The sequence below is a fragment of the Pseudomonas sp. efr-133-TYG-103a genome (assembly GCF_030209235.1).
Taxonomy (GTDB): Bacteria; Pseudomonadota; Gammaproteobacteria; order Pseudomonadales; family Pseudomonadaceae; genus Aquipseudomonas.
Genome location: NZ_JARVSK010000022.1, coordinates 39199 through 61961 on the forward strand (window position 1 = coordinate 39199; position 22763 = coordinate 61961).

The 22763-nt window shown below is 65.5% G+C and carries 3 protein-coding genes (1 of these 3 running past the window's edge); all 3 read right to left on the reverse strand.

Annotated elements, in window-relative coordinates; genetic code table 11:
- Tightly spaced (each overlapping or abutting the next), the 3 genes in view from QRN36_RS18880 to QRN36_RS18890 form a layout consistent with a single transcriptional unit that may run on beyond the window.
- Positions 1-1410: an aspartate aminotransferase family protein gene (locus QRN36_RS18880; RefSeq protein ID WP_285425451.1), complete on the reverse strand. Its 1410-nt coding sequence runs from the start codon at positions 1408-1410 to the stop codon at positions 1-3.
- Positions 1403-17620 carry a non-ribosomal peptide synthase/polyketide synthase gene (locus tag QRN36_RS18885; RefSeq protein ID WP_285425452.1) on the reverse strand — a complete coding sequence of 5406 codons (16218 nt, stop codon included), beginning with the start codon at positions 17618-17620 and terminating at the stop codon, positions 1403-1405. The genes QRN36_RS18880 and QRN36_RS18885 overlap by 8 nt, the downstream gene beginning before the upstream one ends.
- A protein-coding gene (locus QRN36_RS18890) for a non-ribosomal peptide synthetase (RefSeq protein WP_285425453.1) crosses the window boundary here: on the reverse strand, positions 17620-22763 show its 3' portion. The gene runs 4585 nt beyond the window's last position; 5144 of the gene's 9729 nt are visible here — the last part of the coding sequence; the start codon falls outside the window, past its right edge — the gene reads right to left on this strand; its stop codon occupies positions 17620-17622. The genes QRN36_RS18885 and QRN36_RS18890 overlap by 1 nt, the downstream gene beginning before the upstream one ends.

The window sequence follows — 22763 nt, forward strand, 5'->3', positions numbered from 1 at the left end:
TCAGCGTTGATGAACGGCGGCGTGGACGGCGGCGCCGAAGATGTCGGCGATCTGGTCGATCTGCGCAGTGGTGACGATCAGAGGGGGCAGGAAACGGATCACCGAAGAGCGACGGCCGCCGACCTCGATGATCAGGCCGCGTTGCAGGCACTGACGCTGGATTTTCGAAGCCAGTTCGCCGTTCTGCGGGAAGTGACCGAGCACGTCCGGGCGCCCTTCAGGGTCAACCATTTCGACGCCCAGCATCAGCCCCATGCCGCGCACATCGCCCATCTGTGGATAGTCCTTCTGCAGGGCGCGCAGGTGGTTGCCCAGGCGCTCCCCCATGGCAGCGGCATGCAGGTCCAGTTGCTGCTCGCGCACGATGCGCAAGGTGGTGGACCCGGCCACCATCGCCAACTGGTTGCCCCGGAATGTCCCGGCATGAGAGCCCGGTTTCCAGACGTCCAGCGATTTGTTGTACACCACGACGGCCATCGGCTGGCTGCCGCCGATGGCCTTGGACAGCACCAGCACATCGGGAACGATGTCGGCGTGCTGGAAGGCAAACGGCTTGCCGGTCCGCGCCACGCCACACTGGATCTCGTCAAGGATCAGCGGTACGCCTGCGGCGCGGGTGATGCGGCGCACTTCGCGCAGCCAGTGGGCCGACGTCGGCACTACGCCGCCCTCCCCTTGCAAGGTTTCGAGGATCATGCCGGCCGGCGGCAGCACACCGCTTTCGGGGTCGCTCAGCTGGTTTTCGATGTAGTGCAGACCGATGCGTTCACCGGCCTCGCCACCGACGCCGAACGGGCAGCGGTAGTCGTACGGGAACGGCAGAAACTGGGCGTTCGAGGCCAGGCCATCCAGGTATGCCTTGGGCCCGAGATTGCCCATCAGCCCCAGCGCGCCTTGGGTCATCCCGTGATAGGCACCGTGGAACGCCATCAGATTGCTGCGCCCGGTGGCGGTGCGCACCAGTTTCAGTGCCGCTTCCACCGCATCGGTGCCCGCGGGCCCGCAGAACTGGATGCGTGCGTCCTTGGCGAACGCCGGCGGCAGCAAGGCGAACAGCTCGTTGATGAAGTCGTCCTTGGCCTCGGTCATCAGGTCCAGCGTGTGCAGCGGGCGTTGCCCGTCGAGCAGGCTGCGCATCGACTGCACCACTTCCGGGTGGTTATGGCCAAGGGCGAGCGTACCGGCGCCGGCCAGGCAATCGATGAACCAGCGCCCCTGACTGTCTTGCACGTGAATGCCCTGGGCACGCTTGAGCTCCAGCGGAATCCGCCGCGGGTAGCTGCGGGCGTTGGACTCCACGGCGGCCTGACGTTCCAGCCGCGGGGTCGGCGCGAACTGGTAGTCGGCGTGGGCCAGCGCCGCATCCGGCGTCAGTTCGGTGATCGGCGTCACGTTGTGTGGGCTATGCATATTCCTGCTCCTGGAAATCATGTGACTGAGGGCGTTCGTTGACCTGCGCGAGGGACTCGGCAAGCTGAGTGATGAACTGCTGATCACGGACGATCGAAAGGTGGTCGGCGTCGATCCAGGCCGAAACCTGCAGGCGCCCACCCATGCCCTGCTCCAGAAGAGCCGGTGCGTTATCGTTATTTTCCGGGGACCGCTCGGCCCACCAGGCGTAGACCGGCACGCCCGAGGTGTGGATTTCCCGGCATTGATTGGCCAGCTGGCGCATGTGCCGCTCGACGCCAAGCAGTTGTTGCCAGTGCTCGTCGGCCTGGCTGTCGTCATCACCGCCCACCGCAGGCGCTGTCGATTCCGGCACCGGAGGACGCGGCTGACCGGCGCCCGGCACGTAGCCGTCGATCAGGCCGACGAAGGCCACGCGCTTGCCCAGACGCACCAGCAGACGGGCCATCTCCAGCACCAGGGTCCCGCCCATCGACCAGCCGATCAGGCGGTAGGTCCCGGCAGGTTGGTGTTCGAGCAAGGCCTTGACGTAGTCGCGGGCCATTTGCTCGATGGAGCTGTCGCGCCAATTGCCGTCGAGCACCTGACGGTTCTGGATGCCCCACACATCCCACTGGGCGGACAGGCGCCGCGCCAGGGCGTAGTAACCCACCACCGTGCCGCTGACCGGGTGTACGCAGAACACCGGCGGCTTGTCGCTGGCACCGCTGCTCAGGCGAATCAGCGGATTCGGCGCGCCATTGCGCAAGACCGGTTGCGTGTGAGCCGGGGCGTCTTCAGGCACGGGCAGACTGTCCAGCAACTCAACCAGCGCCGTGCGGTAGGCGGCCTGCAGGCGCTCGATGGTTTGGCGCTGATAGCGTTGACCACTGAAGCGGAAGGTCAGACCCAACTGCCCGGCGAACACCTGACCGTTGATTTCCAGCTCGCGATTCAGCGGCGTGGACGGGTCGATCAGGTCACCGGCCGAGAGATTCGCCGGTGCAAAACGGCCATCGCCCAGATCCTGGTCGAACTGGCCGAGGTAGTTGAACACCACCTTGGGTTCAGGCAGAGCAGCCAGTTGCTGGCGAACCCGATCGGTCCCCAGATAACGCAGCAGACCGAAACCCACGCCCTTGTCCGGCAGACCGCGCACGGTGGCGCGCACGTTCTGCAGGGTGTGCCGGATGTCCTGCGCTGCTTTGACGCGCAGCGGAAACAGGCTGGTGAACCAGCCCAACGTACGCCCGACGTCCAAGGCTTCGGACAGCGCTCCGCGACCGTGGCCTTCGAGCGCGACGAGGTGGCCGGTCTGACCGCTCCAGCCGCTGAGGGCCTGCGCCAGTGCCGCCAACAGGATTTCGTCCATTCGCGCATCCAGCGCCGCTGGCGCTTCACGCAACAGACGACGGGTCATGTCCGCGTCCAGCAACAGCTCGCACTGCTCCAGGTCCTGCTGCGTCGCGCGGCCCTGGGCGTCGTCCACCGGCCATGCGTCATCACCCTGGCCGATCTGCGCCAGCCACCGTCCGGCCTCGGCTTCACGTTCCGGCGTGCGTGCCGCGAGCGCGAGTTGCTGCGCCCAACGCTGGTAGCTGCCGGGTTTCGGCCCCAGGTTCACGGCGCTGTCCGAAGCCAATTGCGCATACGCGCGGGCCAGATCCTCCAGCAGCACACGCCAGGACACGCCGTCGACCACCAGGTGATGAGCCACCAGCAACAGACGCTGGCCGTGAGGCAGCTGCGCCAGTACCAATCGCAGCAACGGGCCGTGCTCCAGATCGAGGCTGCGCTGCGCCTGTTCGCACACCCCTGACAGCGCGGCGTCATCGGCCACCTCGCGGACCCACAGGCTGTCGCCCGCCGGCGCTTCGCGGTAGACCTGCTGCCAGCGCCCATCGGCGTGCTGACTGAAACTCAGGTTCAGCGCGTCGTGATGCCGCTGGACGGCCTCAAGCGCACGCTCCAGCACATCGGCTTCTAGCGGACGCTGGACGTCCAGCAACAACGCCTGGTTGAAGTGCGCACGATGGGTCATCGGCTGTTCGAAGAAATGCGCCTGAATCGGCGTCAGCGGCACCTCGCCCCTTGGGGTTTCATCGATCAGCACCGCGGCACTCGCCTCGACCACGCTCAGACGCAGCGCCAGATCCTTGAGCCGCGGATGGCTGAACACGTCCTTGGGCACCAGTTTCAGGCCGACGTGACGCAAGCGAGTGATCACCGCCAGCGATTGAATCGAGTCGCCACCCAGCTCGAAGAAACTGTCCGAGCGCCCAATGGCTTCGACGCCCAGCAATTGCTGCCAGACCCGCGCCAGTTGCTCTTCACGCTCGCCTTGCGGTGCTTCGAACGTTTGACTGTTGAGCTGCGGATCCGGCAGCGCATTGCGATCAAGTTTGCCGTTCGGCAGCTGCGGCAGACGCGCCATGACGATGATGTGATGCGGCACCATGTATTCGGGCAGCGTGCTTGCCAGTTGTCGTTTCAGGCTGTCCTCGCTCAGCTCGTTGCCACCGACATAGCCCAGCAGGCGTTTACCACTCGGCCCCTCGCGGACGATCACCAGCGATTCACGCACGCCTTCGCAGCCCTTCAGCGCCGCTTCGATTTCACCGGCTTCGATGCGGAAACCGCGAATCTTGATCTGGTGATCGATGCGGCCGAGGTATTCCAGCAGTCCTTCGCTGTTCAGCCTTACGCGGTCGCCACTGCGGTAGAGGCGCTCGCCGGGGCGGAACGGGTGTGGCAGGAAGCGCTCGGCCGTCGCGCCCGGACGATCCAGATAACCCCGCGCCACTGCGCCACCCAGGTACAACTCGCCTGCAATCCCTTGAGGCAGCGGGTTCAGGTCGGCGTCCATCACGTAACCCTGACGGTCGCCCACCAGATCACCGATCGGCGCGTATGCGGTGCTGAAATCCGCCGTTTGCGCAGCGGCCAGCCACAGCGTCGGCGTGACCACGGTTTCGGTCGGACCATAGCCGTTGATGATCCACAGCGGCTGCAGGTTGCGGATGACGTCGCGCAGCATTTCGCGGCTGAACGCTTCGCCGGCAAAGCAGTAGGTTTTCACGCCGGGTCCCTTGCCCTGCAACCCGGCCCAGTCGGACAACTGGCGCAGATAACTCGGCGGGAACGAGGCGACGGTGATGCCTTCGCGAATCAGCGTGTCGTAGGTCTGCTCGACGCTCCACAGTTCCTGATCGCGCAGCACCACCCGGGCGCCGTAACACATCGGCATCATCCAGCCTTCGTGGGCGCCGTCGAAGCTGATCGACAGGAAGTGGAACTTGCGGTCTTCTGCGGTGAAGCGGTAACGCTCGCCGATGGTCTGGATGTGCATCGAGATGTCGCCGTGGGCAATCGCTGCCCCCTTCGGCTTGCCGGTCGAACCCGAGGTGTAGATCAAATAGGCCAGTTGCTGCGGATGAATCACCACCTCCGGCGCGGTGTGCGGTTCAGCCGAGACGTCCAGCTGATCCAGATTGAGCAGCGGCACGTCGCCCACCGGCACGCGATCCAGCGCCGCGTCGTGAGAAATCAGCAGCTTCACGCCGCCGTCTTCGAGCATGTAGCGCAGGCGTTCGGTCGGGTAATCCGGATCGAGCGGGATGTACGCGCCGCCCGCCTTGAGCACCGCGAAGAACGCCAGCCACAGGTCGACCCCGCGCTCCATGGCAATGGCCACGCGCACCTCGGTACCTATGCCGCGCGCGCGCAGGGCATGAGCGAGCTGGTTGGCGCGACGATCGAACTCGGCAAAGGTCAGGCGCTGCTCGCCATGCACCAGGGCGATGGCGTCAGGACGCAGACGCGCGTGGTCGGCGATCAGTTCATGGATCGGGCGATCGACGTAGGGCGAGAACGGCGGCGTATTCCACTGGTCCAGCGCGGCGAGGTCGACCTCACTGAGCAGCGGCAGGTCGCCGATGGCGGTCTGCGGTTGCGCACAAACGGCGCGCAGCACGGTCAGCAACTGGCCGAACAAACGCTCTACGGTCGAGGCGTCGAACAGGTCGGTGGCGTAGTCCAGATAACCACTGATGCGGCCGTCCTGATGTTCGAAAGTGCCGAGCACCAGGTCGAACTGCGCGCCCTTGATGTCCCACTGTTGCGCCTCGATACTCAGGCCGTCGAACTGCAGCAGCGACATGTCCGGTTGCTGCTGATGGTTGTAGCTGACCTGGAACAACGGGTTGACGCTCAGGCTGCGGGCCGGTTGCAGCGCCTCGACCAATTGCTCGAACGGCAAATCCTGATGAGCATGGGCGCCCAGCAGGTTGTCCTTGACCTGCGCCAGCAGCCGGTTGAACGGCTGATCGCCGCTGACCTGCGCACGCAGCACCAGGGTGTTGACGAAAAAGCCGATCAGGCCTTGAGTCTGCACCTCGGCACGCCCCGCCACCGGCACACCGACGCGCAGATCGCGCTGACCGCTGAGGCGATACAGCAACGTGTCGAAGGCGGCCAGGAACAGCATGAACAGCGTGGCATCCTGCGCCCGGGCGGTCAGCCGCAACTGGTCGGTCAGATCCTGCGGCAGCACGAAAGCATGCCGCCCGCCTTTGCCGTCGCGTTCGGCCGGACGTGGCCGGTCAGCCGGCAACTCCAGCACCGGCTGCTCGTCACCCAGCGCCTCGCGCCACCAGTTCAGCTGACGCTCGCGTTCGCGACCACTGAGGTACTCGCGCTGCCAGCTGGCGTAGTCGGCGTACTGCACGTTGAGCGGCGGCAACTGCGCGTCTTCCCCGCGCGAGAAAGCGCGATACAGCGCGGCGAAATCTTCCAGCATCACTTGCACCGACCAGCCATCGGAAATGATGTGGTGCATGCACAGCAACAGACGCCATTGATCATCGGCGAGCTGCACCAGAGCGACCCGCCAGGGCGCGCGCTCGGCATCGAGGTCGAACGGCTGGTTCATGAAAGCGTGGGCCAGCGCGACGAAATCTTCCTGCGCGGTGACGCGCTCACGCAGATCGTGGCGAGCGACGGTGACGCTGCCGATGGGCAGAATGCGCTGCAAGGGAACGCCGGCCTCACCGGGAAGCAGGCACGTGCGCAGGCTTTCATGGCGCGCAGCCAGTGCGTCGAAGCTGCGTTGCAGGGCATCGAGCTGCAGCGTGCCGTCGAGGTTCAAGACGCACGGCAGGTTGTACGCCGCGCTCTCCGGTTCCAGTTGCGCAAGGAACCACAGGCGCTGTTGCGCGAACGATTGCGGCGCGAACTCACGCTCGCTTCGCGGCAGCAGCACGGGCATGGCGGCCTGCTCGGCGCGGGTGGTGAGGTAATGGGCCAGATCTGCCAGCATCGGCGATTCGAACAGCGCCCGCAGCGGCAGCTCCCGCTTGAGGTCGCGCCGGATCTGCGCCACCAGTTGAATGCCGAGCAATGAATGCCCGCCCAGTTCGAAGAAGTTGTCCTGACGCCCCACCTGCTTGACGCTGAGCAGGTCCTGCCAGAGCTCGGCCAATGCGCTTTCCACGCCGGCCAGTGGCGCTTCGAAGGCGCGTTGTTGCAGCTGAGGTTCGGGCAATGCCTTGCGATCGAGCTTGCCGTTGGCCGACAGCGGGAATCGCTCCAGCGTCACCAGATGCGCCGGGATCATGTAGTCCGGCAGGCGCTGTTTCAACTGGCTGCGCAGCTGTTCTTCGTCGAAGGCTTCGGCGCCCAGGCGTTCCAGGACCAGGTAGCCGACCAGCTGCATGCCGGTGCTGAGTTGACGCGCGACCACGACCGCTTCGCTCACCGCCGGATGATCCAGCAGCGCCGATTCGATTTCGCCGATTTCCACCCGCAGACCGCGCAGCTTGATCTGGTGATCGAGCCGGCCGAGGTAATCCACCGCGCCGTCGGCACGCCAGCGGGCCAGGTCGCCGGTGCGATACAGCCGCTCGCCGTGGCCGAAGGGGCTCGCGACGAAGCGTTCGGCGGTCAGGCCGGGACGCTGGTGATAACCCCGGGCCAGGCCGGCACCGCCGATGTACAGCTCGCCCGGCACGCCGATCGGTTGCGGATTCAGGCGGCTGTCGAGGATGTGGATGTGCAGGTTGGCAATCGGGCGACCGATTGGCACGCCAGCGCCCGGCTCGTTGCGGCAGGTCCAGTGGGTGACGTCGATGGCCGCTTCGGTCGGGCCGTAGAGGTTGAACAGGCCCGCGTTGGGCAGCCGCTGCAAGGTGTCGCGAGCAAGGTCTGCGGGCAGCGCTTCGCCGCTGCAGACGATGCGCTTGAGCGAGGCACAGCCGGACAGATCATCCTGGGCCATGAACGCGGCGAGCATCGACGGCACGAAGTGCAAGGTGCTGATCCGGTTCTGGTCGATGAGTGCGGTGAGCAACGCCGGATCGCGATGATCGCCCGGCTGCGCCATGACCAGACGCGCACCCACCATCAGCGGCCAGAAGAACTCCCAGACCGAGACGTCGAAGCTGAACGGGGTCTTTTGCAGCACGGCATCGGACGCGTCGAGGGCGTAGGCGTCCTGCATCCAGGCCAGTCGGTTGAACAGCGCAGCGTGGGTGTTGCCCGCGCCTTTTGGTTTACCGGTCGAACCCGAGGTGTAGATCATGTAAGCCAGTTGCTCGGGATGAATCTCGACGTTCGGCGCCGTGGTGGGCTGATCGTCCAAAGCCAGACGATCCAGATTCAGCACCTGCAATCCTTCGATCACGGGCAGATCGTCGATCACCGCATCGTGACTCAGCAGCAGCGCAATCCCGGCGTCTTCGAGCATGTAGCGCAGACGATCCAGCGGATACTCCGGGTCCAGCGGCACATACGCAGCGCCCGCCTTGACCACCGCGTACAGCGCCACGACCATCTCGATGGAACGCAACGCCGCAACGCCGACCAGCGATTCCCGGCCCACGCCCTGCCCGCGCAGGTAATGCGCCAGCTGATTCGCACGCTGATCCAGTTGCCAATAGGTCAGCACCTGATCGCCACAGCGCAGGGCCTCGCGGTCCGCGTGCTGCTGCGCCAGGCGTTCAAAGACGCGATGCACAACGCAATCATCCGCAGCCCAATCCCGCGCCGTGTCGTTGGCCCGCGCCAGTTGCACGCGGTCCTGCGCATCGAGCAGTTCAAAATCACCAATCGCCGCGTCGGGCTGCTCGAGCAGCTGCGCAAACAGCTGCATGAAACGCTGATGCAGGCGCTCGATGCTGGCGTGCTCGAACAGGTCAGTGGCGTAATTCCATGAGCCACCGAGCGGACCGTCCGCGTCTTCGTGAGTGTTCAGCGCCAGATCAAACTGGCTGCTGCCATCGTCCAGGGGCAGCACCTCGGCCTGCACACCAGGCAGTCCGGACAGCGGCTCGAAATCACGTTGCTGATGGTCGTAAGCCACCTGAAACAGCGGGTTGTGGCTGAGGCTGCGCTGCGGTTGCAGGGCTTCGACCAACTGCTCGAAGGGCAAGTCCTGATGGGCGTGCGCCCCCAGCGTCAGCGCCTTGGCGCGCTGCAGCACCTCGTCGTAGGACAGCTCAGCCGACACCTCGGTGCGCAGCACCTGAGTGCTGACGAAGAAGCCGATCAGGCCTTCCACTTCCAGGCGTGAGCGCCCGGCAATCGGCACGCCGATGCGCAGATCGTTCTGCCCGCTCAGGCGATGCAGCAACACCTGATACGCCGACAGAATCACCATGAACGGCGTGACGCCCCGGGCCTTGGCGAAAGCGCGCAGGCGCTGGCTGAAGTCGCCATCGAAACTGAACAGCAGGCGATCACCCTGATAGCTCTGCTGCGCCGGACGCGGACGATCGGTCGGCAGCTCCAGCACCGGGTGCTCGTCACCCAATTGCTGTTTCCAGTAGGCCAATTGACGCTCGCCCTCGCCCGCCGCCAGCCACTCGCGCTGCCAGACCGCGAAGTCGGCGTATTGCACCGGCAACGGCGTCAACTGCGCTTCGCGATGCTCAACGGCGGCGCGGTACAGCTCGCTGAACTCCTGCAACAGCACCCGCACCGACCAGCCGTCGGAGATCATGTGGTGCAAGCACAGCAGCAGGCGCTGTTCACCCGCGCCCATGCGCACCAGCGCCACGCGCCAGAGCGGGTTGTGGGAGAGGTCGAACGGACGCTTGACGAAATCCTGCGCCAACACGCTGAACGCCGCTTCCTGATCGGCTTCCAGAGTGCCCGGCGCGCTGAGGTCGATGCGCTCGATCTGCACGGCACGGGCGGGCTCGATCTGTTGCAGCGGCACCTGATCGCCCGCCACAAACCGTGTACGCAGCACTTCGTGCCGTTCGGTCAGCGCGTCGAATGCCGATTGCAACGCCGCTTCGTCGAGTTCACCCCGCAGACGCACCGCGCCCGGCAGGTTGTAGGCATGGCCGCCCGGTTGCAGTTGATCGAGGAACCACAGGCGCTGTTGCGCGAACGACTGCACCGCGCTCGTGGCGTGACGGGCCATGAGCTCCAGCGGCTTGCCCGGCTGTTCGTCGGCGGGGTCAAGCTGTGCGATGCGCGACGCAAAATCGGCCAGGCGCGGCGCTTCGAACAGCGCCCGCAGCGGCACGCTCACGTCGTGTTCGTGACGCAGGCGCGAGATCAACTGCATCGCCAGCAGCGAGTGGCCGCCGAGTTCGAAGAAATGATCGTTGCGGCCTACCGCGTCGATGCCCAGCAGGATCTGCCAGAGCGACGCCAACTGCTGTTCCAGGGCATTCTGCGGCGCCTGATAATCGCTGGAACTGACTTGCGGATCGGGCAATGCATTGCGGTCCAGTTTGCCGTTCGGCAGCTGCGGCAAACGCGGCATGACGACGATGTGTGCCGGGATCATGTATTCCGGCAGGGTCAGCTGAAGTCGTTGCTTGATCGATTCTTCGTGCAGCTCGTTGCCACCGACATAGCCCAGCAGACGCTTGCCACTCGGCCCCTCGCGGACGATCACCAGCGCTTCACGCACGCCGTCGCAGCCCTTCAGCGCCGCTTCGATCTCACCGGCTTCGATGCGGAAACCGCGAATCTTGATCTGGTGGTCGATGCGGCCCAGGTATTCCAGCAGTCCTTCGCTGTTCAGCCTTACGCGGTCGCCACTGCGGTAGAGGCGCTCGCCGGGGCGGAACGGGTGCGGCAGGAAGCGCTCGGCGGTGGCGCCCGGACGATCCAGATAACCCCGCGCCACTGCGCCGCCCAGGTACAACTCGCCTGCGATGCCTTGAGGCAATGGATTCAGGTCGGCGTCCATCACGTAACCCTGACGGTCGCCCACCAGATCACCGATCGGCGCGTACGCAGTGCTGAAATCGGCCGTTTGCGCAGCGGCCAGCCACAGCGTCGGCGTGACCACGGTTTCGGTGGGGCCATAGCCGTTGATGATCCACAGCGGCTGCAGGTTGCGGATGACGTCGCGCAGCATTTCGCGGCTGAACGCTTCCCCGGCAAAGCAGTAGGTTTTCACGCCGGGGCCCTTGCCCTGCAACCCGGCCCAGTCGGACAACTGGCGCAGGTAGCTCGGCGGGAACGACGCGACGGTGATGCCTTCGCGAATCAGCGTGTCGTAGGTCTGCTCGACGCTCCACAGCTCCTGATCGCGCAGCACCACGCGGGCGCCGTAACACATCGGCATCATCCAGCCTTCGTGGGCGCCATCGAAGCTGATCGACAAGAAGTGGAACTTGCGGTCTTCCGCGGTGAAGCGGTAACGCTCGCCGATGGTCTGGATGTGCATCGAGATGTCGCCGTGGGCGATGGCCGCGCCTTTGGGCTTGCCGGTCGACCCCGAGGTGTAGATCAGGTAAGCCAGTTGCTGCGGATGAATCACCACCTCCGGCGCGGAGTGCGGTTCAGCCGAGACGTCCAGCTGATCCAGATTGAGCAGCGGCACGTCGCCCACCGGCACGCGATCCAGTGCCGCGTCGTGGGAAATCAGCAGCTTCACGCCGCCGTCTTCGAGCATGTAGCGCAGGCGTTCGGTTGGGTAATCCGGATCGAGCGGTATGTACGCGCCGCCGGCCTTGAGCACCGCGAAGAACGCCAGCCACAGGTCGACGCCGCGCTCCATGGCAATGGCCACGCGCACTTCGGTGCCGATGCCGCGCGCCCTCAGGGCATGAGCGAGCTGGTTGGCACGACGATCGAACTCGGCAAAGGTCAGGCGCTGCTCGCCATGCACCAGGGCGATGGCGTCGGGACGCAGACGGGCGTGGTCGGCGATCAGTTCGTGGATCGGGCGATCGGCGTAGGGCGAGAACGGCGGCCGGTTCCAGGCGTGCATCTCACTGACGTCACGCTCGGTGAGCATCGACAGATCGCCGACACTCGCCTCGGGGAAGCGGCAGAGGCCATCCAGCAGTTTCTGGAAATGGCCGCACAGACGGTCGATCTGGTCCGCGCTGAACACGTTGCTGTGGTAGTTGACGTGGATGTGTGCCCGCTCCCCCGCCACCACCGCCAGGCTCAACGGGTAGTGGGTCTTGTCGCTCAACTCCACCGAGCCAAGGTTGACGCCGCCTGCCTGCTTGTCGCGCAGCACGGCATCCACCGGGTAGTTCTCGAACACCACCAGGCTGTCGAACAGGTCACGCCCGGCGTGCCCGGCGTAGCGCTGCGCTTCGAACAGCGGCGTGTGTTCGTGTTCACGCAGTTCAAGGTTGTGCGCTTGCAAGGCGTTGAGCCAGTCGCCGACCTTCTGCTGCGATTCCGGCGCCTGCACCAGCGGCAGCGTGTTGATGAACAGGCCGAGCATGCGCTCGATGCCCGGCACCTGCGCCGAACGGCCCGACACCGTGGCGCCGAACGCGACGCGCTTTTGCCCGGTGTAACGCTGCAACAGCAAGACCCAGACCGCCTGTATCAGCGTGTTGACGGTCACGCGCTGACGACGGGCTGCGCTGTGCAAAAGCGCGCTGTCCAGGTCCATCGACCTGACCAGCACCTGCGCGGGCAGTGGCTCGCCGGTGGCCGACGTCGGCGCGGTCAGGGCTGCGGCCATCAGGGTCGGCTGCTCGAATCCGGCCAAATGCTGCTGCCAGAAATTCGCGCTGTGCTGCGCATCGCGGCTGAGCAACCACTGCACGTAATCGCCATAGTGCCCGGCAGGCATCGGCGCAGTGTCGGACATGGCCGTCTGGATCACTTCGCCCAGCACCGCCGCGCTGCTCCAGCCATCGAGCAGGATATGGTGGAAGGTCCACACCAGTTTCCACAGTGTTTCGTTCTGACGCACCAGCAGCACGCGCATCAGCGGCGCTTCGTGCAAGTGGAACGGCGTTTCCCGCTCCGCCGCGAGCACCTCGGCCAACGCCCGCGAGCCGCTGCGCAGTTCCAGTTCGCGAACCACCAGCGCCGCATCACGACGAATCAGTTGCACGGGCTGTTGGCTGCCGGCCAGACGCAGGAAGGACGCGCGCAGAATCGGGTGACGCTGAACGGCAGCGGCCCACGCCGATTTGAAGCGCGTCAGCGGGAGGTGATCGATGTCCAGCGCCACCTGGTTGATGTACAGATCTCGGGCATCATCGGCGCCTTGGGTCTGGGCCAGCTCGCTGTGGAACAGCAGGCCTTGCTGCATGGGCGTCAGCGGGTACAGCTGCTCGATGTCGCGCGCCGCGCCCGGCAATGCATCCAGTTGCGCCTGAGTCAGGTCCAGCGACGGGAAGTCCGACGGCGTCACCGCCGAATGACTGCGGCAGTGCTCGATGACCTCGTCCAGTGCGTCGGCGTAGGCATCGAGCAGGCGTTGAATGGAGGCCGCCTCGTGACGCTCGCCGCTGTAGCTGCACGTCAGGCTGAAACGGCCATCGCGCACCTGGGCGTCAATGGACAACTCACAGCCCAGAGGCGCATCGGCGGCGCGCTGTGCGCCGCTGCTCTCCTCGGCGAGCATGAACAGACCGCTGCTGTCCTGCACACGGCCCATGTAGTTGAACAGCACGCAGCCGTCCAGCGCCGGCAAGGCTTCACCGCGCAGGTAACGCAGCAAGCCATAACCAAGGCCGCCATGAGGCACCGCGCGCAGGGTTTCCTTGGTGTGTTTGAGCGCCGCATCGAGATCGTCGTGGGCCTGCAGGCTGACCGGGTACAGGCTGGTGAACCAACCGACGGTGCGCGACGGGTCGAGGCCCTCGAACAGGTCCTCGCGACCATGCCCCTCGAGCGCGATCAACGCGCGGGATTCACCACTCCAGTAGGCCATCGCCCGCGTCAGCGCGGTCAGCAGCAAGTCGTTGATCTGCGTGCGATAGGCGGCCGGCGCTTCGCTGAGCAGCGCCTGAGTGTGCGCCTCGTCCAGCTGCAACTGAAGCTGTTGCACCACACTCTGCTGCGCACTGCCCCTCGGGTTGGCGCACGGCAGTGGCGGCGCGGCAGGCAGGTCGCGCCAGTAATCGGCTTCGGCCAGAACGGCATCGCTGTAGGCGAAGTCCAGCAAGCGATTGGCCCAGCGCTGAAACGACAGGCCCTTGTCGCCCAGATCGATATCCAGACCGGCCTGGGCCTGATGGTAGGCGTTGTGCAGGTCTTCGAGCAGGACGCGCCAGGACACGCCATCCACCACCAGATGATGCACCACCAGCAACAAACGCTCGCCGCCGTCGGCCAGTTTGAAATGCACAGCGCGCAGCAACGGACCGTCCTTGAGATCAAGGCTGGCCTGGGCTTCGTCGCAGGCTTCGGTCAGCTGATCGGCGCTCACTTCACGCTGCCACAGCAGCGCATCGACGGGTTCTGCGCGATCAGCATCCGGATGAGTTTCAGGGCGATAACGCTGCTGCCACTGACCGTTGTCCAGACGCACGAAGCTCATGCGCAAGGCATCGTGCCTGCTGATCAGCGCGTGCAGCGCCTGCGCCAGAGCGGGCACTTGCAGGGCTTCGCCCGGCGTCAGCAGCAACGACTGGTTCCAGTGGGCGCGGCGACTCATGGGTTGCTCGAAGAACCCGTGCTGAATCGGCGTCAGCGGGATGTCGCGGTTGAATTCGATGCGCGCCTGCGCCACCGCTGCGTCGCGGTCCAGCACCTGAGCGACCTGCGCCAGTTCGGCGATGGTCTGGCGCTCGAACATCTGCCGTGGCGACAGTTGAATCCCGCGTTTCTTGGCGCGGGAGACGATCTGCAGACTGAGGATCGAATCGCCACCCAGCTCGAAGAAGTTGTCCTGACGCCCCACCTGCTTGACGCTGAGCAGGTCCTGCCAGAGCTCGGCCAATGCGCTTTCCACGCCGGCCAGTGGCGCTTCGAAGGCGCGTTGTTGCAACTGAGGTTCGGGCAATGCCTTGCGATCGAGCTTGCCGTTGGCCGACAGCGGGAATTGTTCCAGCGTGACCAGATGCGCCGGGACCATGTAGTCCGGCAGGCGCTGTTTCAACTGGCTGCGCAGCTGTTCTTCGTCGAAGGCATCGGCGCCCAGGCTTTCCAGGACCAGATAGCCGACCAGCTGCATGCCGGTGCTGAGTTGACGCGCGACCACGACCGCTTCGCTCACCGCCGGATGGTCCAGCAGCGCCGATTCGATTTCGCCGATTTCCACCCGCAGACCGCGCAGCTTGATCTGGTGACCGAGCCGACCGAGGTAATCCACCGCGCCGTCGGCACGCCAGCGGGCCAGGTCGCCGGTGCGATACAGCCGCTCGCCGTGGCCGAAGGGACTCGCGACAAAACGCTCGGCGGTCAGGCCAGGGCGCTGGTGGTATCCCCGGGCCAGGCCGGCGCCACCGATGTACAGCTCGCCCGGCACGCCGATCGGTTGCGGGTTCAGGCGGCTGTCGAGGATGTGGATGTGCAGGTTGGCAATCGGGCGCCCGATCGGTACGCCAGCGCCGGACTCATCGCGGCAGGTCCAGTGGGTGACGTCGATGGCCGCTTCGGTCGGGCCGTAGAGGTTGAACAGGCCCGCGTTCGGCAGCCGCTGCAAGGTGTCGCGGGCAAGGTCTGCGGGCAGCGCTTCACCGCTGCAGACGATGCGTTTGAGCGAGGCACAGCCGGACAAATCATCCTGGGCCATGAACGCAGCGAGCATCGACGGCACGAAGTGCAACGTGCTGATCTGATGCTGTTCGATCAACGCAGTGAGCAACGCCGGATCGCGATGATCGCCCGGCTGGGCCATGACCAGCCGAGCGCCCACCATCAGCGGCCAGAAGAACTCCCAGACCGAGACGTCGAAGCTGAACGGGGTCTTTTGCAGCACGGCATCGGACGCGTCGAGGGCGTAAGCGTCCTGCATCCAGGCCAGCCGGTTGAACAGCGCAGCGTGGGTGTTGCCCGCGCCCTTCGGTTTACCGGTCGAACCCGAGGTGTAGATCATGTACGCCAGCTGCTCGGGATGGATTTCGACGTTCGGCGCGGTGGTGGGCTGATCGGCGAGATCCAGACGATCCAGATTCAGCACCTGCAAACCGTCTACGGCCGGCAGATCGTCGATGACTGCATCATGACTCAGCAGCAGCGCAATACCGGCGTCTTCGAGCATGTAGCGCAGACGATCCAGCGGGTATTCCGGGTCCAGCGGCACATACGCAGCACCCGCCTTGACCACGGCGTACAGCGCCACAACCATCTCGACGGAGCGCAACGCCGCAACGCCGACCAGCGATTCCCGGCCCACGCCCTGCCCGCGCAGGTAATGCGCCAGCTGATTCGCACGCTGATCCAGTTGCCGATAGGTCAGCACCTGATCGCCACAGCGCAGGGCCTCGCGGTCCGGGTGCTGCTGCGCCAGGCGTTCAAAGACGCGATGCACAACGCAATCATCCGCAGCCCAATCCCGCGCCGTGTCGTTGGCCTGCGCCAGTTGCGCGCGGTCCTGCGCATCGAGCAGTTCGAAGTCACCAATCGCCGCGTCGGGCTGTTCGAGCAGCTGCGCAAACAGCTGCACGAAACGCTGATGCAGGCGCTCGATGCTGGCGTGCTCGAACAGGTCGGTGGCGTAATTCCAGTTACCCGCCAGTTCACCCGCGGCGTTTTCCCACGTGTGCAAAGCCAGATCGAACTGCGCGCTGCCGCTGTCCAGCGGCATCAGGGTCGCCTTCAGGCCAGGCATCAACTGCAGGGCTTCGTCCTGACGTTGCTGATGGTTGTACAGCACCTGGAACAGCGGGTTGTGGCTCAGGCTGCGCTCAGGCGCCAAGGCATCGACCAACTGCTCGAAAGGCAGGTCCTGATTGGCCTGCGCGCCTTGGGATGTGACGCGCACGTTGTCGATGATCTGATTGAATGTGGCGCCGGCGCTGACCTCGCCGCGCAGGATCTGGGTGTTGACGAAGAAGCCGATCAAGCCTTCGGTTTCGGCGCGCTGCCGACCGGCAATCGGTACGCCGATGCGCAGATCGGTCTGGCCGCTCAGGCGCTGCAGCAGCACCTGATAAGCCGCCAGCATCACCGTGAACACGGTCACCCCACGCTGTTTCGCCAGCTCACGCAGGCGACCGGACAACGCCGCTTCGAAGCTGAACGGCAGGCGCGCGCCGCGAAAACTCTGACGTGCGGGGCGCTGCCGGTCGGCGGGCAGTTCCAGTACCGGCGGCTCATCGCCGAGCTGCTGCTTCCAGTATTCCAACTGGCGATCACCCTCACCTGCGTCCAGGCATGCTCGCTGCCACAGGGCAACGTCGGCGTAGTTCAGGGCCAGCGCGGGCAGCGCTTGATCGTCACCCTGAAGCGAGGCGCGATAGGCCTGAACGAAGTCGAGCAACAGCACTTGAATCGACCAGCCATCAGCGATGATGTGATGCAGACAGACCAGCAAGACATGCTCATCGACAGCGCGCCTGACCAGTGCCACGCGCCAGAGCGGCCCTTGCGCCAGATCGAACGGGCGACGGGCGAAGGCATCCGCCAGCCGCTGCAACGCCTCTTCGTCAGCGGCCTCGAGCTGCTCGAAGGGCAACGCCTGGCGCGGCTGAATCACTTGCTCCGGCGTGCCGTCTTCGGCCGTGGCAAATACCGTGCGCAGGCTGGCGTGCCGCTCAGCCACGCGCTCGAACGCTGACTGCACGGCTGCGATGTCCAGCGTGCCTTCGAGCCGCAGCGCACCCGGCAGGTGATAAGTGCTGTTACCCGGTTCCAGCTGTTCGAGGAACCACAGGCGTTGCTGGGAAAACGACGTCGGACTGCGCTCGCCGGCCACGCCCGAAGGAATCGGCAAGGCCGACGCATCCAGCCCCTGTTCGCGCAGCTTGCCCAGAAACAGCCGGCGCTGGGCCGCGCCCAGGCTGAGGAAGCGGGTAGCCAGTGCCTGCAGCTTGCTTTGCGAAGTCATGCTCGGTTGCGACATCAGTTGCTTTCCTCCAGCTCATTCATTAACTCGTCCAGGGCATCGAGCCGGTCGAGTGTCAGGGTCTGCCCCTGCAAGGTGTCGATCAGGGCGGCCTGCGCGGCGATGGTGGTGGCCTCGAAGGCCTGGGCCAGTGGAATGCTCACGCCCAGGCGCTCGCGAATGCGCGACAACAGCCGTGTTGCCAGCAGCGAATGCCCGCCCAGTTCAAAGAAGTTGTCGTCGCGACCGACCCGCTCGACTTTCAGCAGGCTTTGCCACAGCTCGGCGAGAATCTCTTCGCGCTCGCCGCGAGGCGCCTCGAAACGGCGGGCCTGCCAATCAGGCGCCGGCAGCGCCTTGCGGTCGAGCTTGCCGTTGGCGTTGCGCGGCAGGCGTTCGAGCAGCATCACTTGGGCCGGCACCATGAACGCCGGCAGCTCCAGCGCCAGCGCGGTCTTCAGCACGTCGGCCGACAGACGCTGCTGCGGCTCGCCGACCACATACGCCACCAGTTGCGGACCGTGGGGAGTCGGCTGCGCGCTGACCACCGCGTCGCGCACGGCCGGTTGCGCCAGCAGCACGCTTTCGATCTCGCCCAGCTCGATGCGCTGGCCGCGGATCTTCACCTGGAAGTCGGCACGGCCGACGTACTCCAGTACACCGTCGGCATTCCAGCGGGCCAGATCGCCGCTGCGATACAGGCGTGCGCCCGGCTCGCCGAAAGGATCGGGCAGGAAACGCTCGGCGGTCAGCCCGGGCCGAGCGGCATAACCGCGACCCACACCGATGCCGCCGATGTACAACTCACCCACCACACCCGGCGCCGCCAGTTGCAGGCTGGAATCCAGTACATACAAACGGTTGTTATCGGTCGCACGCCCGATCGGCATGTTCGTCTTGGCCGCAGGTGCGGCGGTCAGCGTATGCAAGGCGACGTCGTCGGCGCATTCGGCCGGGCCGTAGGCGTTCACCATCGGCACGTTCGGGTAGCGGGCAAACCAGCGCGTGGCCAGATCCACGGTCAACGCTTCACCGGTCGGCAGCAACCAACGCAACGCATCGAGCTTGTGCGGCGCCACGGCGAGCATGCCGTCGATCACCGCGGGCACGCATTCGAGCACCGTGATCTGATTGACCACGACCTCTTCCAGCAGGCGTTGCGGGTCGTGCACCACGGCGTCCGGAAGGATCTCCACGCGTCCGCCAAACAGCGGCGCGGTGAGGAACTGCCAGACGGAAATATCGAAACCGGTGGCGGCTGTCTGGGCAATCACGTCGCCCTCGCCCAGGCGCAGATACGGCAGCTTGGACATCTGGTTGTTGAGCATGCCGCGCTGGTTGACCATCACCCCTTTCGGCTCGCCCGTGGAGCCGGAGGTGTAAATCACGTAGGCCAGTTGCTCGGCACTGGCGTAGCGGCCCGGATTGCTGTCGGCGGTGCTGGCGAGCAGGTCTTCGAGAATCAGCACGCGCGGCCTGGCCTGTGCCAGCGCCAGAATCGCCTCGACCTGAGCCAGGCAGTCAAGGGGCGTCAGCAACACCGGCGCGGCACTGCTGCCCAGCATGCGCGCGCTGCGGCCGGCCGGGTGACGATCGTCCAGTGCCAGATAGGCACCGCCGGCCTTGAACGCGCCGATGATCATGCTCAGCAGCGGCAGACCGCGCGGGGCGAATAGCGCCACCACGTCATCGCCCTGCACACCGGCGGCGATCAGGCCGTGACCGATGCGGTTGGCATCGCGGTTGAGTTCATCGTAGGTCAGGCTCTGGCCCTGACAGCGCACCACTTCCCGCGCCGGGTGGGCGAGCACGCGCGCCTCGAAACGCTCCAGATAACTGATGCCGTACCAATGCGTCTCAAGCGCTCCGCGCCCCTGCGCCAGCAACTGCTCGCGCTCGGCCTGGTCCAGCACCTGCAACTGATCGAGGGTCTGCTGCGGATCGTCGATCAGCTGCGTGAGCAGGCGACGGAAATGCCCGACCAGCGAGGTCATGTCGGCGTCGTTGAAGTGTCGGCTGTCATAAGTGAGCTGCAATTGCAGCGACTCGCCGGGCAGCAGCACCACCGTCAACGGGTAGTTGGTGTGAGTACGGTTTGCCAGCGGATTGATCCGGTATTCGTTCACGGCCTGCTGAACCTCGGCGCCCAACGGAACGTTTTCGAAGACGAACAGGCTGTCGAACAACGGCTGCCCGCGCGGTGTGTCGGCCAGCAGCTGAATGTCTGCCAGGGACAGGTGTTCGTGCTGACGCATCTCGGCGTTCTGGCCTTGCAGCGCGTTGAGCAGTTCAAGCGCAGAAGCCCCGACGCCCGGACGCTTGATGCGCAGCGGCAAGGTATTGATGAACAGGCCCAAGGCCCCTTCGATCCCCTCAAGCTCGGTCGGACGACCGGCGACCGTCACGCCGAACAGCACTTCGTCGCGGTCGGCATGGCGCATCAGCAACAGCGCCCAGGCGGCCTGCACGAAGGTGTTGGCAGTCAGACGATACTGCCGCGCCTGCTCGGCCAGCTTCGTGGTTTGCCCGCTGCCCAGCGCCAGCGTGACATCGCGCATCTGCGATTCGCGCTGCAGGTGACTTTGCGGGCTGTGGCGGTAGGGCAACGGTGTGACGTCGGTGAAACCGGCCAGGGCGTTGCGCCAGTAATCGCGGCTGAGCGCTTCGTCCTGCTCGGCCAGCCAGGCAAGAAAGTCACGGTACGGCCGCGCCGCCGGGAGGCTGACCTGGCGACCGTCGAGGAACGCGCGGTAATGGGCGAAGAATTCAGTGAGCATCAGGCCGCGGCACCAGGCGTCGATTAGCGCGTGGTGATGGCTTTGCACGATGCGGAAATCCGCCTCGCCGAACTTCACCAGACGCAGGCGCAGCAACGGCGCCCGGGCGAAATCGAAGCCCTGCTCACGCTCGGCGGCGAGCAATTCGTCCAGCTCCGCTTCGGCAGCCGCGCGAGGCAAATGACTGAGGTCGATCAGTTGCGCCACCGACGGCACGCGACGCATCACCACCTGACGCTGCACGCCACTTTCCAGGCCATGGAACGCCGTGCGCAGGGCCGGATGACGCTGCACCACTTGCTGCCAGGCGAACTTGAATGCGTCGAAATCCACGTGGCTGCCGACGGCGTACTGATCCTGCATCAGATAGATGCCGTTGCCCTGTTCCAGCAGGCTGTGCAACAGGATCCCCTGCTGCATCGGCGCCAGCGGCAGGATGTCTTCGATGTCCCGCGCAGCGATTGCCAGCGCATCGAGCTGGCCCTGATCGAGCCCTGCCAGCGGGAAGTCCGACGGCGTCACGCCGCCGTGGCGCTCATCGCTGCAGTGGGCGATGAGCAGCGACAATTGCTCGCGGTACAGCGCCACCAGTTGCTCGATGCTGTCACGACTGAAACGCGCGTGGCTGTAGGTCCAGTGAAGCTGCAACTGGCCGTCGCGAACCTGCCCGTCCACCGCCAGCGCGTTGGCCAATGGGCCTTGCGGGTCGCGCAGATGGCCGGGGGTCTGTTCCGCTCGTGCAAACCGCACCCCTTCGGCGTCGTCGAAACGGCCCAGATAGTTGAAGGTCACGCCCTGCCCTGTGAGTTCAGGCAAGTCGGCACCAGTCAGGTATTTGAGCACGCCATAACCCAGGCCTTTGTCGGGCACGGCACGCACGGCCTCTTTGACCGACTTGAGCGTGGCGACCACGTCGTCACCGGCTTGCAACGCTACCGGATACAGGCTGGTGAACCAGCCGACGCTGCGGCTCAGGTCCAGCGCGCCGCTGGCATCCTCGCGGCCATGGCCTTCGAGACTGATGACGTGACGACGGCGTCCGGTCCATTGCTGCAGCGCCTGGGACAGCGCCGCCAGCAACAGGTCGTCGATGCGTGTGCGATACGCCGCCGGGGCTTCACTGAGCAGGCGCCGGGTGTCGTCCGCGCCCACTGTCAGGTCGACGGTCTGACCGTCGCCGACCCGGCTTTCAATCGAGGTGTCGCCTGGCAGGCAGGCTTCGGCGGCGTCCAGCGCTTGCCAGTACGGCAATTGAGCGGCCAGTTCCGGGCTGCGGGCCCGAGCGTGGAGGGCGTTTGACCAGCTCTGGAAGCTGGCGGTTTTCTCCGCCATCGTGGCGCTGTGTCCGGCGGCCAGACGGCTGTAAACGTGCTGCAGGTCTTCCAGCAGCACGCGCCAGGACACGCCATCAACGGCCAGGTGATGAATCGCCAGCAGCAGACGCCCCTCGCCTGACGGCAGCCGAGCATGAACCACGCGCACCAGCGGACCGGTCTCGATGTTCAGGCTGCGCTGGGCTTCGTCGCTCAGTGAGGCAAGGTCTTCTTCACGGCTCAGCTCACAGGTCCAGAGCACGCGGTCGACGGTTTCGCTGTCGCGATAGCGCTGCAGCCATTGCCCGTCGTCACCCTGATGGAAGCTCAGGCGCAAGCTGTCGTGTTGCACCAGCAACAGCCCCAGCGCTTGCCCCAGCACCGTCACGTCCAGCGCCTGCGGCAGGTTCAGCAACAGTGACTGGTTCCAGTGCGAGCGCTGCGCCATCGGCAGGCTGAAGAAACGTGCCTGAATCGGCGTCAGGGCGAAATCCCGCGGGGCAACCGCTGGCGTGGATGCGGCTGCGGCAGGCTTGGCATCGGCCAGCACCGCCACCTGCGCCAGCTCGGCGATGGTCTGCTTTTCGAAGAGCTGTTTGGGTGTCAGGCGAATCCCCTGACGGCGAGCCCGGGCGATGATCTGCAGGCTGAGAATCGAGTCGCCGCCCAAGGTAAAGAAGTTGTCGTGACGGCCTACGGACTCGACGTTCAGGGCCTTTTCCCAGAGCGCAGCGAGGGTCGCCTCGACGCCATCGTGGGGGGCTTCGAAAGTCTGCGACGTCACGTTCGGCGTCGGCAATGCGTGGTGATCGAGCTTGCCGTTGGCCGTCAGCGGGAAAGTCTCCAGCGTCAGCACATGGCTGGGCAGCATGTAATCGGGCAGGTGCTCCGCGAGGCGCGCCCGCAGGCTGTCGCCGTCGGTGTGTGCCGCCTTCTCGGTCAACGCATAGGCGATCAACTGGCCGCGATCGTCGACCCGCACGTGCGCATCACGCACGCCATCCAGCTGGCGCAGGCGCTGGGCAATTTCACCCAGTGCCACACGGTAGCCGCGAACCTTGACCTGATCGT